Annotated in this window: 10 protein-coding genes and 1 tRNA gene; 7 read left to right on the forward strand and 4 right to left on the reverse strand. The window is 67.1% G+C overall.

The window, feature by feature from the left end:
• Positions 1-88 precede the first annotated feature (88 nt).
• Together ACZZZD_RS01645 and ACZZZD_RS01650 are read left to right on the forward strand one after the other, a co-directional pair.
• A complete protein-coding gene (locus ACZZZD_RS01645) occupies positions 89-1,207 on the forward strand; it encodes an efflux RND transporter periplasmic adaptor subunit (RefSeq protein WP_463432050.1) in 1,119 nt (372 codons plus the stop codon).
• Positions 1,207-4,413, forward strand: coding sequence for an efflux RND transporter permease subunit (locus ACZZZD_RS01650; protein ID WP_463436055.1), 3,207 nt, complete (start codon positions 1,207-1,209; stop codon positions 4,411-4,413). The genes ACZZZD_RS01645 and ACZZZD_RS01650 overlap by 1 nt, the downstream gene beginning before the upstream one ends.
• A 4-nt stretch (positions 4,414-4,417) precedes the next feature.
• Here the strand turns inward: ACZZZD_RS01650 and ACZZZD_RS01655 are convergent, their stop codons facing one another.
• Positions 4,418-4,909 carry a c-type cytochrome gene (locus ACZZZD_RS01655; RefSeq protein ID WP_463432052.1) on the reverse strand — a complete coding sequence of 164 codons (492 nt, stop codon included), beginning with the start codon at positions 4,907-4,909 and terminating at the stop codon, positions 4,418-4,420.
• A 150-nt stretch (positions 4,910-5,059) separates the two neighbouring features.
• Between ACZZZD_RS01655 and ACZZZD_RS01660 the strand changes: the two genes are divergently transcribed.
• The 3 genes from ACZZZD_RS01660 (at position 5,060) to ACZZZD_RS01670 (ending at position 8,114) form a co-directional block, all read left to right on the forward strand.
• Positions 5,060-5,326: a FeoA family protein gene (locus ACZZZD_RS01660; RefSeq protein ID WP_463432054.1), complete on the forward strand. Its 267-nt coding sequence runs from the start codon at positions 5,060-5,062 to the stop codon at positions 5,324-5,326.
• Positions 5,326-7,200: a ferrous iron transporter B gene (gene feoB / locus ACZZZD_RS01665; RefSeq protein ID WP_463432056.1), complete on the forward strand. Its 1,875-nt coding sequence runs from the start codon at positions 5,326-5,328 to the stop codon at positions 7,198-7,200. The genes ACZZZD_RS01660 and feoB overlap by 1 nt, the downstream gene beginning before the upstream one ends.
• Before the next feature lie 161 nt (positions 7,201-7,361).
• A complete protein-coding gene (locus ACZZZD_RS01670) occupies positions 7,362-8,114 on the forward strand; it encodes a prepilin peptidase (RefSeq protein WP_463432058.1) in 753 nt (250 codons plus the stop codon).
• Here the strand turns inward: ACZZZD_RS01670 and ACZZZD_RS01675 are convergent.
• The 3 genes from ACZZZD_RS01675 to ACZZZD_RS01685 form a co-directional block, all read right to left on the reverse strand.
• Entirely contained in the window at positions 8,111-8,737 is a 627-nt protein-coding gene (locus ACZZZD_RS01675) for a TetR/AcrR family transcriptional regulator (RefSeq protein ID WP_346497511.1), read from the reverse strand. The genes ACZZZD_RS01670 and ACZZZD_RS01675 overlap by 4 nt on opposite strands.
• Before the next feature lie 22 nt (positions 8,738-8,759).
• Positions 8,760-8,835, reverse strand: a tRNA-Thr gene (locus ACZZZD_RS01680).
• A gap of 84 nt (positions 8,836-8,919) precedes the next feature.
• Positions 8,920-11,151 (reverse strand): glycoside hydrolase family 88 protein, encoded by a 2,232-nt coding sequence (locus ACZZZD_RS01685; protein WP_463432060.1) that lies wholly within the window; start codon positions 11,149-11,151, stop codon positions 8,920-8,922.
• 177 nt (positions 11,152-11,328) lie between these two features.
• On the opposite strand from ACZZZD_RS01685, the gene uxaC reads away from it, so the two are divergent.
• Together uxaC and ACZZZD_RS01695 are read left to right on the forward strand one after the other, a co-directional pair.
• A complete protein-coding gene (gene uxaC / locus ACZZZD_RS01690) occupies positions 11,329-12,744 on the forward strand; it encodes a glucuronate isomerase (protein ID WP_463432062.1) in 1,416 nt (471 codons plus the stop codon).
• The gene (locus tag ACZZZD_RS01695) at positions 12,741-14,225 is read left to right on the forward strand and encodes a mannitol dehydrogenase family protein (protein WP_463432064.1); all 1,485 of its coding nucleotides are present in this window, start codon (positions 12,741-12,743) and stop codon (positions 14,223-14,225) included. Before uxaC ends, ACZZZD_RS01695 begins: the two co-directional genes overlap by 4 nt.
• Positions 14,226-14,228 lie beyond the last annotated feature (3 nt).

Here is a 14,228-nt window from a genome sequence, read left to right on the forward strand (position 1 = left end):
TGATCTGCCGCGTTACTGATCCGTAACGTTGCGCGCACTTCATTACTCGCTAATGCATGCGGCGTCCCCCTGACCGAGAGACTCCTGCGTGATCAAACGTCACTTCTTCATCATCGCCGCAGCCGTTCTGCTGGGGCTGATGGTCATCGCCGCCATCGTGAAAATCTCCATGGGAGACGACAAGGCGGCGCCGGCGCCCGGCGGCGGGCGACGTGGCGGCCAGCAGGTGTCGGAAGCCGTGGTCGCCCAGCGTCAGTTTTCGGATCAGATCCGGGTGCTGGGCGTGGCGAGAGGCCAGCGGTCGGTCAACATCACCTCCTCGACCACCGAACTGATCACGCGCGTCCTGTTCACCGACGGCCAGTTGGTGTCCGCCGGCGCGCCGCTGGTCGAGCTTCAGGCGCGTGAGGAAGACGCCGCCATCATCGAGGCTCGCGCCAACGTCAATCAGGCCCAGCGCGAATATGATCGTTACAAAGTGCTGGCCGATCGTGGCATTGCGCCTCAGGTGTTGCTGGAACAGGCCGAGACGGGCCTCGAAACAGCCCAGGCTTCGCTGCAGGCGGCGCAGGCGCGTCGTGGCGACCGTCTGATCCGCGCACCGTTCGCCGGCCGCGTGGGGCTGACGACGGTGACGGCCGGAACGCTTATCAATCCGGGCGCCGTGATCACAACGCTGGATGACACCGCGACCATCCGCGTCGATTTCCCGCTGCCCGAGCGGTATCTGAACCTGCTGCAGCCCGGCGCCCAGTTGACGGCGACGGCGGACGCCTATGGCGATGAACCCTTCCAGGGCCGGATCGCCCTGATCGACACCCGCGTCGACGAAGCGACCCGCGCCGCCACGGCCCGCGCCGAGTTCCCCAATCCCGGCGGTCGCATCCGGCCCGGAATGCTGCTGCGGGTCGTGGTCCAGCAGGGTCAGCGTCAGGCGGCGGCAGCCCCGGAATCGGCCGTGCAATATGAGGGCGCTGGCGCCTTCGTCTATCGTATCGCGCCCGGCCAGAACGGCTCGACCGCCCAGCGGGTCGAGGTCGAGACCGGCGTGGTCGAGAACGGCTTCGTGGAAATCCTGTCGGGCATCGAGGCGGGCGACCGCATCGTCGGCTCGGGCCTGAACCGCATCCAGCCGGGCGCGCCGGTCAGCGTCGCGGGTGCAGATCGCAAGTCGGCTGCCGACCGCAAGTCGGGCGCCGCCCAATGATGCTGTCCGACGTTTCTGTCCGGCGGCCCGTCTTCGCGGCCGTCGCCGCCATCGTGCTGTGCGTGATCGGCGCGGCGGCCTTCTTCTTCCTGCCCGTTCGCGAACTGCCGGACGTCGATCCACCCATCGTCTCGGTCAACACCACCTATGCCGGGGCCTCGGCTGAGGTGATCGAAAGCCGGATCACCGAGCCGGTCGAACAGCAGATCGCCGGCATCCAGGGCGTCGAGCGCATCAACTCGACCAGCCGCGACGGCCGTTCCAACGTGAACATCGAGTTCTCGCTGGACCGCAACATCGACGACGCCGCCAACGACGTGCGCGACCGCGTCAGCCGCGTGGTCGGCCGCCTGCCGGACCAGGCCGATCCGCCCGAAGTGGCCAAGGCCGATTCCGACAGCCAGCCGATCATCATCGTCTTCCTGCGCTCGACCAGCATGAACCGTCTGCAACTGACGGACTATGCCGACCGCTATCTGATCGACCGGATGGCGACGGTTCCGGGCGTGGCCCAGGTCAACATCTATGGCGAGCAGCGCTATTCTATGCGGGTCTGGCTGGATTCCGCCGCCATGGCCGCGCGCGGGCTGACGGTCAACGACGTCGAGACGGCCCTGACCAACCAGAACGTCGAACTGCCCGCCGGTTCGCTGGAATCGACGGACAAGGACTATACCGTCCGCGTGGCCCGCACCTACGCCCGGCCCGACGACTTCCGCCAACTGCCCATCGGCACGCGCGGTTCGGCCTCGGCCTCGGCGTCGGTCGCCACCGGGACGGGCAGTGGCTCGTCAGCCATCATCCAGGGCCAGCCGACCTATGTGACTCGTCTGGGCGACATCGCCCGTGTGGAGGAGGCGCCGGAGGAAGATCGTCGCCTGTTCCGCGGCAACGGCATGGATCAAATCGGTCTGGCCGTGACCCGTCAGGCCCAATCGAACGACCTGGCGATCTCCGACGGCGTCCACGAGATGATCGAACAGATCCGGCCGACCCTGCCGCCGGGCGTGACCATCGAGATAGGTTCGGACAACTCGGTCTTCACCTCGCACGCCATCGACGAGGTCTGGATCACCATCGGCATCTCCATGGCCCTGGTGGCCCTGGTCAACTTCATCTTCCTGGGCAGTCTGCGAGCGGCGCTGATCCCGTCCATCGTGGCGCCCATCTGCCTGTTGGCGACCTTCATCGTCCTGGCGCCGTTGGGCTTTTCGCTGAACCTTCTGACCTTGCTGGCTCTCGTGCTGGCCATCGGCCTGGTGGTGGATGACGCCATCGTCGTGGTCGAGAACATCCAGCGCCGTCTGGACTTGGGCGAGCCACCCCTGGTCGCGGCGGAACGCGGTGCGCGTCAGGTCTTCTTCGCCGTCGTGGCGACGACCATCGTCCTGCTGTCGGTGTTCGCGCCGCTGCTGTTCCTGCCGGGCTATGTCGGGCGTCTGTTCGTCGAACTGGCGGCGGCGATCGCAGCGGCCGTGGCCTTCTCGGCCTTCCTGGCGCTGAGCCTGTCGCCGATGCTGGCGTCGAAAATCCTGAAGCCCGCGCACACCGGCGGCTGGGTCGCGCGCCGGGTGGACTGGGGCATGGATCGGCTGAAACGCTCCTATGCGCGGTCGCTGGACATGATGCTGGGCCGCCGCATCGCCGTGATCGGCGTCGGCGCCCTGATCCTGCTGGTCGCCGCCGGCGCAGGGGGCATCTTCCTGACCCTGCCCAACGAACTGGTGCCGGACGAGGATCGCGGCCGGGTGACGGTGCGCGTCGCCGGACCCGAGGGCGCGGGCTTCGACTACACGCGCAAGATCATGCTGGGGCTGGAGCCCCTGCTGGCCGAATACAAGGCCAGCGGCGAGACGGATTCCTACCTCATCTCGGCGCCCGGTTTCGGCGGAGGCAGCTTCAACTCAGGCAATGCGGTCCTGACCTTGGCCGACTGGTCCAAGCGCGACCGCACGGCCGCCGAGATCGCGCAGGAGTTGAACGGCAAGCTGCGCGGGCAGACGGACGCCCAGGTCAACGCCTCGACCCCCGGCGCCTTCCAGCGCGGGGGCGGCAACTCCAACTCCATCGAACTGATCGCAACGGGCAGCGACTACCAACAGATCTACGCCTGGCTTCAGCCCATGCTGACGGCGGCCCAGGCCAATCCCGGTTTCTCGCGGCCGCGCCTGAACTATGAGCCGAACTCGCCGCGCCTGCTGGTCGATGTCGATCCGCAGAAGGCGGCGGCGCTGGGCGTGTCGTCCCAGTCCATCGGCCGCACGCTGGAGACCATGTTCGGATCCCGCCGCGCCACGACCTACATCAAGGGCGGCCAGGAATATGACGTCATCCTGCAGACCGAGCGCGACAACCGGCGCGAGGTCTCGGACCTGGAGGCCCTGTACGTCGCGACCGGCGGCGGGCAGCTGGTGCCGCTTTCGGCGGTGGTCACGACCAAGACCACCGGCGACACGCCGGACCGTCGCCGGCTGGATCGCCAGCGGTCGATCTCGCTGCAAGCCGACCTGAACCCCGGCACGACCATCGACGACGCGATCCAGTTCCTCAGCGCCGAGGCGGCCAAACAGCCGCAAGGGACTGTCGTGACCCAGTGGGGCGGGGCGGCGCGCGATCAGCAGGAAGCCGGCGGGGCGGTTCTGGCGGCCTTCGGCCTCGCTTTGCTGCTGGTCTTCCTGGTGCTGGCGGCCCAGTTCGAAAGCTGGATCACGCCGGCGGTCATCATGCTGACGGTGCCGCTGGCGGCGGCGGGCGGCCTTTTCGGCCTGTTAATGGCGGGGTCCAGCCTGAACATCTACAGCCAGATCGGCCTGATCATCCTGATCGGGGTGGCGGCCAAGAACGGCATTCTGATCGTCGAGTTCGCCAACCAACTGCGCGACCAGGGCCGGTCGATTCGGGAGGCGATTATCGAGTTGTCGTCCCTGCGTCTGCGGCCGATCATCATGACCTCGATCGCGACGGCCTTCGGCGCCCTGCCGCTGGTGCTGTGGCAAGGCGCAGGCGCCGGCAGCCGTCAGACGATCGGGGTGGTAATCTTCACCGGCGCCATCTTCGCCACCGTCCTGACCCTGTTCGTGGTGCCGGTGATCTATGGCGTCCTGGCGCGCTTCACCAAGTCGCCGGAATGGACCGCCCGCAAGATCGAGGAATGGGAAGCTCAGGAAATGCGCGAAGGCGGACCCAAGGAACTGCCGGAAGGCTGATGGATCAGGAGGCGGGCGCCGGCTCCGGCTTGTAGCCCGTCTCCACCTTCAGGAAGGCGATGACGTCGCGACGGTCCGTGGCGTCGGGCAGGCCGGGGAAGGTCATCTTGTTGCCGGGCAGGAAGCCGCGCGGGTTCTGCAGCCAGTGATCCAGCTTTTCGGCGTCCCAGACGAAGTTCGCATTCCGCAGGGCGTTGGAATAGCTGTAGCGCGGCCTCGCGCCGGCCTCGCGCCCAAACACGCCATGCAGGTTCGGCCCTGTCATGTCCGCGCCGCCCTCGCCGATGGTGTGACACGAGCGGCAGCGCGCGAAGGCGCGACGGCCATTTTCCAGATCGCCGGCGTTGTAGGGGGCGGGCAGGGAGGCCAGCAGGGTCGCCTTCTCCGTCTCCGTCAGGACGTGAACAGGCTTGGCCGGTGTCGTCGAGGACGGCTCGCCCTGGCCGCAGGCGGCGAGGACCAGAAGAAGCGGGGCGGCGAGGGCGAAACGGGTCATGACGGCTCCTGTTCAGCCTGTGATAGCGCAATGCGTCGGCGCGGCAATTGGTCAAGCTGTCCTGCTGGACGCGGGGGGCTCGCACCTGATAATCAGTGTCAAAGAAACGCGGAGCCGCCGGGGAGCGGCCTCGCCCGTGCGAGCGTAGAATTGACCGATACCATCAAGCTGAGCCAGGCCCGACGCGGCGATCGCGGCGTCATCGTCCAGGTGGGCGCCCATTGTCATCACCAGGGAGAGGCGGTCGAGCTGGAACGCCGCCTGCTCGAACTGGGCTTCGTTGAAGGCGCGCAGATCGAGCTGCTGCACGAAGGCCTGTTCGGCCAGGACCCCATCGCCATGAAGGTGGACGACATGCGCGTGGCCCTGCGTCGGCATGAGGCCGAGAGCCTGACGATTAAGCTGGACGCCGCCTGATGGACATCGCCCTGAAGACCGCCCGCGTCGCGCTTGTCGGCAATCCCAACAGCGGCAAGACGGCCCTGTTCAACGCCCTGACAGGCGCCCATCAGAAGGTCGCCAACTACGCCGGCGTCACGGTGGAGCGCAAGGAAGGCCTGATCCGCGCCGCCTCGGGCCGCACGATGTCGGTGCTGGACCTGCCCGGCACCTATTCCCTGCGCGCCCGCAGCCCGGACGAGGAAGTCACGCGCGACGCCGTCCTGGGGCGTCTGGCCGGAGAGACGCCGCCCGACGTGGTGGTCTGCGTCGCCGACGCCACCAACCTGCGCCTGGTCCTGCGCCTGATCCTGGAGCTGAAGGCCGTCGGCCGGCCCATGGTTCTGGCGCTGAACATGTACGACATCGCCCAGCGTCAGGGCCTGCGGATCGACCTTGAGAAGCTGGGCGCCGAACTGGGCGTGCCGATCATCACAACGGTCGCCACGCGCAAGCGCGGCATCGACGATCTGATCGTCGCCATCGAGGATCAGGCCGCCGTCGCCGCCGTGACTGAAAGCCAATGGCATAGCCCGGACGCCGCCGAACTGCGCACCGCCGCACGCGAGGCCGAGCGGATCATGAAGGCCTGTGTCCGCCCGCCCGAGCGGCCCGACACCCTGACCGGCAAGATCGACGCCGTCCTGCTGCATCCGGTGGGCGGGCTGCTGATCCTGATGGCCCTGCTGTTCGTCATGTTCCAGGCCGTGTTCAGCTGGGCCGCGCCCCTGATGGACGGCATCGAGGCCGGCATCGGCTGGCTGGGCGGTTTGGTCGCGACGGTTTTGCCTGATGGTCTGTTGCAAAGCCTGATCGTGGACGGGATCATTTCCGGCGTCGGCAGCGTGCTGGTCTTCCTGCCGCAGATTCTGATCCTGTTCCTGTTCATCATTGCGCTCGAAGACTTCGGCTATATGGCCCGCGCGGCCTTCCTGATGGACAAGATCATGGGCGGGGCGGGGCTGCACGGCCGCGCCTTCATCCCGCTGCTCTCCAGCTTCGCCTGCGCCATTCCCGGCGTGATGGCGGCGCGGGTGATCGATTCCAAGCGTGACCGCCTGACCACCATTCTGGTCGCGCCCTTGATGACCTGCTCGGCGCGGATCCCGGTCTATACGCTGATCATCGCCGCCTTCATTCCCAACGAAACGGTCTGGGGCTTCGCCAATCTGCAGGGGCTGGTGATGTTCGGCCTCTACGCCGCCGGCATCGTCAGCGCGCTTCTCGTGTCACTCGTAATCCGCAAGGTGTTCTGGCGCGGCGCGGTCGAGCCCTTCATGATGGAGCTGCCGACCTACAAGACGCCGGACCTGAAGAGCGTGGGCTTCAATCTGTGGCTCCGGGCCAAGATCTTCCTGAATCGCGCCGGCCGGATCATCCTGCCGGCGGTGATCATCCTTTGGGTGCTGGCGACCTTCCCATATCCGCCCGAGAACGCGACCCTGCCTGCCATCGACTATTCGTTCGCGGGCATGTTGGGCCGGGCGCTGGAGCCGATCTTCGCTCCCATCGGCTTCAACTGGCAGATGGTCATCGCCCTGATCCCCGGCATGGCGGCGCGCGAGGTCGCGGTGGCGGCGCTGGGCACCACCTACGCCATCGCGGACGCCGAGAATGCGACCGGACTTCTGGCTACGACCCTGGCCTCGCACTGGTCGCTGGCGACGGCGCTGTCCTTCCTGGCCTGGTACATCTTCGCGCCCCAGTGCGTGGCCACTCTGGGCGTGGTGCGGCGCGAGACCAACTCGCTGAAATGGACCTGGATCATGATCGGCTACATGTTCGGTCTGGCCTATCTGGCGTCGCTGGTGACCTATCATGTGGCGGTGGCTCTCGGGGGCGGCGGAGCCTGATCGGTTGAAGAGAAATCGCGTCGCGATTTCGCCGATGCCGTGAATCAGGCTCCTGCTTAATGCGAGAGCATGATTCACGCTTCTGTCGGAGCCGCGAAGCGGTTCCTCAAGAAACGATCATGCTCTAAGCCAAGGCGGTTCGCTCCTATCTGGACGTCTTGATGCACCTTGTGATCGCCGCCGCCGTCATGGGCGGGCTGGGCCTGATTTTCGGCAGTTTCATCGCCGCCGTCAGCGTGCGCCTGCCGCGTGACGAGGACATCGTCGTCGCCCGCTCGCGATGCCGGGGCTGTGACCAGCCTTTACGCTCATGGGAGCTGGTTCCGCTGTTCAGCTGGCTGGCCCTGCGCGGCCGTTGCGCACGGTGCCAGACCCGCATTTCCCAACGCTATCCGCTGATCGAGCTGGCCGCGGCGGCCATCGGCGTCTGGGCGGGTCTCAGCGGCGCCTCGTGGCTGATGGCGGGGGTGACCGCAGTCCTGGGCTGGCAGTTGCTGCTGATCGCCATCATCGACGGCGAGAACTTCTGGCTGCCCGACATCCTGACCTGGCCTCTGGTCGCGACGGGATTGGCGGCGGCGGCGATCATCGGCTGGGACCTGGCCCTGTCGCATCTGATCGGGGCGGTGGTCGGGTTCGGCGGCCTGTGGCTGGTGGGCTGGCTTTATCAGGCGGTCCGCAAGCGGCAGGGGCTAGGTGGGGGCGACCCGTTCCTGTTCGCCGGGGCAGGGGCCTGGGTCGGGTGGATGGGTCTGCCCAGCGTGTTGCTGTGGGCCTGCGCCGTGGGGCTCAGCCTGGTGTTCGGGATGCTGGTGGTGCGGCGCACGGTCAGCCCGACGGAGAAGTTGCCGTTCGGCGTCTTCCTGGCCGTGGGGACCTGGCTGACCTGGCTCTACGGCCCGCTGGGGCTCTAACGCCCTGTCGTCAGCTTGACGATGATGATGGCCGCCGTGTCCAGAATGGCTTCCGGCGTGTCGGCGCGGCGCAGCAGGTCGAAACTGGCCGCCGTCGATTCCGCGATTGAGGCGATCTGGTAGGAGGCCAGGCGCGGATTGTAATCCTTGGGGTGCAGGCCGCTGGCGTGGGCCTGGGCCACGCGGCGTTCGATGGCCAGGTGCAGGCGGCGCAGGCGGCGCACCCGGCTCTCGACGAAGGCCACGTCGCCATTGTCCGCCAGCATATGCTCGACCCGTAGCACCTGGCCGTGGCTTCGCCAGATCGCCATTACGTCCAGGATGAAGGCGCGGGCGATGGCGAAAGCCTTGTCGCCCGGCCAGTCGGCCTGGAAATGCGCCGCCAGGCCCTGGAAATCGGTGGCTGCAACTTCGCACAGCGCCAGAACAGGCTCTTCGACCGTCTTGAAATAGGTGTAGAAATTCGACGGTGACACACCGGCGGCCGAGGCCAGGTCGGCGACGCGAATTTCGCCATAATGCCGCTCGTTCAACAGGCGTTGGGTCGCGTCGAGGATCGCCTGGCGGGTTCTCCCACCGCGCGCACCGATCTTGTGGCCCAGCTTGTTGGTTGTGTCGGCCATGTCCCCGATGGTCGCATAGAGATGGTGCCGGCTGCAGGAATCGAACCCGCGACATCCAGTTTACAAAACTGGCGCTCTACCAACTGAGCTAAGCCGGCCCGCGTGTGCGGTGTTCGGCCCTTATGTCCAGCCTCGCGCCGGGACGCAAGACGGGCTTGCGTCCCGGGCGGACAAATCGGCCTTCAGCGCCAGGGAACCGGCGGCGTATAGGCGGCGACGAAGCTTTCCCAGGCCTCGCGGGTCTTGAAGTCCAGGCCGCCGTCCCAGGCCGATCCCATATAGTAGGTGAAGGGCTGGCCCGGCGTGACGCGCAGCAGGATCAGATAGTTGTCGGCGTCCTGCGTAAAGCCTTCGACCATGGCCGGATCGACCAGAATGGCGACGCCGATACTGCCGTGCTCGGGGTTTTCCGGCTCCCAGAACATCAGGCGGCCGTTGGCGGCGTCGCGGGTGACGAAGCTGGAGCCGTGGTCATTGGTGCGCCGGGTGATGCCGATACCGACGATCAGGGGCTCGGTGCTGTCCGAGTTCAGTGTCGAGGTCATGCGAGTGAAGTTGGACCCCATCGGCAGGGAGAAGTCGCGCGTCTCCCACACCCGGCGGTTCACATCGACGGGCCAGGGGGCGTAATCGACGCTGAAGCGCGCCTCGTCTCCGCCTGTCTCTTCAATGCGATAGGTCTTGAAGTTGCGGCTGGTCCACAGCTTGTTGTCCTGCCAGACGCCCAGGCCGCCTGCGCCGCGACCGCGACCGACATCGTAGTAGTCCAGGCCCTCGCCCCGGTCGGTATGATAGTTGGGGAACTTGAGCTGTCGGTCCATGAAGGGGTAGCGGACGCGCTTGGCCCAGACGTCGATACCCGATCCCGACGGCGGCTCGCGACCTTCCAGCGCCGGGCCATAGATGCGGTGGGCGACGCGGTCGTTCTCCCAGAGCAGGTCGTCGAACCGATCCGGCGCGAAACGGGCGACGGCGCGCGGGCGTTGTTCTTCGGCCGTCGGCGGCGTCAGGCGCTCGATGGTCGAGGGTCGGTTCAATCCGGCTGGATCATAGGACAGGGCGGCGGTGGCGCGCATCTCGTCGGCGCGGCGACGCAGTTCCTCTTCGCCGACGACGGTGACGGGCGCCGGAGGCGTCGGCGTCGTGGCGGCGATGACCTCGGGCGTGTCGCGCTCAGGCTCGGCCTGGGGCAGGGCCTGGGCCGGGCCGTTCAGGTCCGCGACTTCCAGCCCTGCCAGCACATAGGCGCCGGTGGCGTAGAGGCCGGTTTCCTCAGGCTTGGTCGAGACGGGTTGGTCGCCGGTCTTCTGCGCCGCGCCGATCAGGCCGCTGGGCAGGACATGGCGGTTCAGCGCCGCCCAGCCCTTGGTCACCGCCGGAAGATAGGTCTCGCGATCCAGCAGGCCGTGGTTGATGCCCCACGCCAGGCCATAGACATAGAAGCCCGACCCCGAGGTCTCGGCCTCGGGATAGACCTCAGGCGCCAACAGGCTGGCGCGCCACAGGCCGTCGTCCTGCTGCAGTTCCAGTATCCGGCTCGACAGCTTCTGAAACAGATCGACGTAATAGGCCCGGTTCGCATGATCGGCGGGCAGGCTCTCCAGCCACCGCGCCAGACCCGCCATGGTCCAGGCGTTGGCTCGCGACCAGTAGATGGCGGCGCCGTTCGCCTCCTTGCGTTCCTTGAACCGTTCGTCGCGCAAGAACAGCCGCTCTTCGGGGACCCACAGATGCTCGGCCGTGCGTCGCCATTCCCGGTCGGCCGCCGTCAGATATTTGGGATCGCCGGTCAGGGCCGACATCCGCGCCAGCACCGGTGGGGCCATGAACAGGGCGTCGGCCCACCACCAGACCAGGGCCGGGGTCTCGACCGAGCGGTTCAGGTGCGGAACCTGCCAGTCCAGCCGCTGGCGCAGGGGCATCAGCAGGCCTTCCTGACGACGTCGGGCGTAGAGTTCCTCGTACAGGTCGCCGATGGCGATATCGTCGGCGTTCAGCATGGTCGGCCCCGACCGGGCGCCGCGCACGCTGTAATTATAGTGTTCGGCCACGGCGGTCAGGAACCGCAGGGTCTCGGGATCATCCGACACACGCGCCAGACGCGCCGCCCCGACATAGAAGGTGGCGGCCACCCAGTTGGACGACATCTGCGTCAGATTGCTGCCGGTCGACAGAGCGAGTGGCTCGCTCGCCATGGCCGCGATCTGCGACGTCGTGACATATTCGGCGGCGGCCAGGGCCTCGGCGCGCGAGGGCAGGCGGGTCGGATCGGCATTCAGCGCCGGCCTCGGGGTCGGCTCCAGCCAGGCGGTTTCGACGCCGGGGGGCAGGGCGGTCTGCGCCGCCGTCGGGCTGACCAGCAAGGTTGTCGCCATCAAAACGGCCGTCAGGCCTGCGAACGAACGGTACGCCATACATCCTCCGAAGCGCCGACAGGCGACGCCTTCCATTATTTGCTTTCTAGTACCATAAGATGGACATCGCTTCTCGCCAAGGTAACCGGTGTCTTTTCCGATGCGACATTGTATCTGGTGAGATCAGACTCGTGAGGCGATCCAACGTCTCCGCATCGAGGAACAGTGAAGGACGTCATGGCTCATCCGCTCAAGCTCAATCCCGACCGCCTGTTTCCGGCCGACGCCGACACCCGCACGGTCGCGCGTCGCCTGTATGCCGAGATCAAGGGCCTGCCGATCATCAGCCCGCACGGCCATACAGACCCCAGCTGGTTCGCGCTGAACCAGCCCTTCCCCAATCCGGCCGAACTGCTGATCACGCCCGACCACTATGTCTTCCGCATGCTGCATTCGCAGGGGATGGCGATGGAGGATCTGGGGGTTCCGCGCGCCGACGGCGGTCCGGTCGAGACCGATCCGCGCAAGATCTGGCGTCGGTTCGCCGAAAACTATCACCTGTTCCGCGGCACGCCGTCGCGCCTGTGGCATGACTGGGTCTATGCCGAGGCCTTCGGCATAGACGTGCGCCTGTCGGCCGAGACGGCGGATCACTACTACGACATCATCGACGCGGCGCTGCAGACCGACGCCTTCAGGCCCCGCGCCCTGTTCGACCGCTACAATATCGAGGTCCTGACCACGACCGAGAGCCCGCTCGACACGCTGGAACACCACAAGGCCATTGCGGCCTCGGGCTGGAAGGGGCGGGTGCTGACCGCCTATCGCCCCGACCCGGTGCTGGACCCCGACTATGAGGGCTTCCGCGACAATCTGAAGATCCTGGCTGAGCAGACCGGCCGCGATACCCTGTCGTGGGGCGGCTATCTGCAGGCGCTGCGCGACCGCCGTGCGGTCTTCATCGAGATGGGCGCCACCTCGACCGATCACGGTCACCCGACCGCCTTCACCGCCGACCTGTCCAAGGCCGACGCCGAGGCCCTGTTCCGCCGCGTCTCGACGGCGCCCGCCAGCGCCGCCGACGCCGAACTGTTCCGGGGGCAGATGCTGACTGAAATGGCCGCCATGTCAGTGGAAGACGGCTTGGTGATGCAATTGCACCCCGGCAGTTTCCGCAACCACTCGGCCACCGTTTTCAACCGCTTTGGCCGCGACAAGGGTTGCGACATCCCGACCCAGACCGATTACGTCCGGGCGCTGAAGCCGCTGCTGGACCGGTTCGGGTCAGACACGCGCCTGACCCTGATCCTCTTCACCCTGGACGAGACCAGCTACAGCCGCGAACTGGCGCCCCTGGCCGGCCACTATCCGGCGCTGAAGCTGGGCCCCAGCTGGTGGTTCCACGACAGTCCCGAGGGCATGCGTCGCTTCCGCGAACAGGTCACCGAGACGGCCGGCTTCTACAACACCGTCGGCTTCAACGACGACACCCGCGCTTTCCTGTCGATCCCGGCGCGCCATGACGTGGCACGTCGCATGGACTGCGGCTTCCTGGCCAAGCTGGTGGTCGAACACCGGATGGAAGAGGACGAGGCCCACGAACTGGCCCACGCCCTGACGTATGGTCTGGTGAAGGCGGCCTACAAGCTGTGAGCAGGCTGAACCAAGCGGCCCTGAACGGCCTGCCCGACGAGGTCGCCGTTCCCGGTTACGACCGCGCACAGGTGAAGACCGGCGTGGTCCATCTGGGCATCGGCGCTTTCCACCGCGCCCACCAGGCGGTCGTGTTCGACGATGCGCTGGCGAGCGGCGATCTGCGCTGGGGGGTGGTGGGCGCCTCTCTCCGGTCGCCCGGCGTGCGGGACCAGTTGAACTTGCAGGACGGGCTCTACACCCTGGTCGTCCGCGACGGATCGGACGAGCATCTGCGCGTCATCGGCGCCGCTCGCGGCGTTCTGGTCGGGCCAGAAGATCCCGCCGCCCTGGTCGCGGCCATGGCCGACGCGGATGTCCACATCGTCACCCTAACCGTGACCGAGAAGGGCTATCGCCTCGACTCGGCGACGGGCGACCTGCTGCTGGACGACGCGGATGTCGCCGCCGATCTTGCGGACATCACCGCGCCTCGCACGGCGCCCGGCTTCATCGTCGCGGCGCTGCGGGCGAGGAAGGCGGCGGGGTTGAAGCCCTTCACCGTCATCAGTTGCGACAACATCCCCCACAACGGCAAGCGCATCCGCGCCGGCGTCATCGCCATGGCGCGTCACATCGACCCCAACTCTGAGGGATCTGGCCTAGCCGACTGGATCGAGGCCGAGGGCGCCTTCCCCCAGACCATGATCGACCGGATCGTTCCGGCGACCATCCCCGACGACATCGCCCGCCTGACCGCCCGTCTCGGCGTCGAGGACCAGGGCATGGTCAAGGCCGAACCCTTCACCCAGTGGGTGATCGAGGATCGGTTCGCCGGCGAACGTCCGGACTTCGCCGCGCTCGGTGTGCAACTGACCGACGCGGTCGAACCGTGGGAGGACGCCAAGCTGCGTCTGCTGAACGGCGCCCATTCGGCCATCGCCTATCTGGGCGCCCTGTCGGGGCATGAGCATGTCCACGAGGCCGTCGCGGTTCCCGCCTTCCGCGCCTATGTCGAGGCCCTGTGGGACGAGGCCCAGACGACGCTGAACCCGCCGCCGGGTCTGGATATTCCCGCCTATCGCGACGAGTTGATGGCCCGGTTCTCCAACTCCGCCCTGATGCACCGCACGCGTCAGATCGCCATGGACGGTTCGCAGAAACTGCCCCAACGCCTGCTGACCGGCGCCGCGGAGCGTCTGGCGGCGGGGCTGGACATCGCGGCCATGGCGCTGGGCGTCGCAGCCTGGATGAAATGGCAGTCGGGTGTGACCGAAGGCGGCGAGATCGTCGTCGTCGACGATCCGCTGGCGTCGAAAACCGCCGAACTGCTGGCCGGCGCCGCTGACGACCAGGCGCGGGTTTCGGCCTTGCTGAGCCTGTCCGCCGTCTTCCCGCCCGCGCTCGCCGCCGACGACCGGTTCGCGGTCGCGGTCACGGGCGCCTATCTGTCGCTCAGCCAGAACGGCGCGGTCGAGGCCGCGCGTCTGGTCGCGGAGTAGTCC

This window comes from Brevundimonas sp. AC546, assembly GCF_979258305.1.

What these genes read in the sequence shown, in the direction of transcription:
- ACZZZD_RS01650 (WP_463436055.1), top strand. Translation starts at nt 1,207, where the DNA reads ATGCTGTCCGACGTTTCTGTCCGGCGGCCCGTCTTCGCGGCCGTCGCC.
- ACZZZD_RS01655 (WP_463432052.1), bottom strand. Translation starts at nt 4,909, where the DNA reads ATGACCCGTTTCGCCCTCGCCGCCCCGCTTCTTCTGGTCCTCGCCGCC.
- feoB (WP_463432056.1), top strand. Translation starts at nt 5,326, where the DNA reads ATGGACATCGCCCTGAAGACCGCCCGCGTCGCGCTTGTCGGCAATCCC.
- ACZZZD_RS01670 (WP_463432058.1), top strand. Translation starts at nt 7,362, where the DNA reads ATGCACCTTGTGATCGCCGCCGCCGTCATGGGCGGGCTGGGCCTGATT.
- ACZZZD_RS01675 (WP_346497511.1), bottom strand. Translation starts at nt 8,737, where the DNA reads ATGGCCGACACAACCAACAAGCTGGGCCACAAGATCGGTGCGCGCGGT.
- ACZZZD_RS01685 (WP_463432060.1), bottom strand. Translation starts at nt 11,151, where the DNA reads ATGGCGTACCGTTCGTTCGCAGGCCTGACGGCCGTTTTGATGGCGACA.
- uxaC (WP_463432062.1), top strand. Translation starts at nt 11,329, where the DNA reads ATGGCTCATCCGCTCAAGCTCAATCCCGACCGCCTGTTTCCGGCCGAC.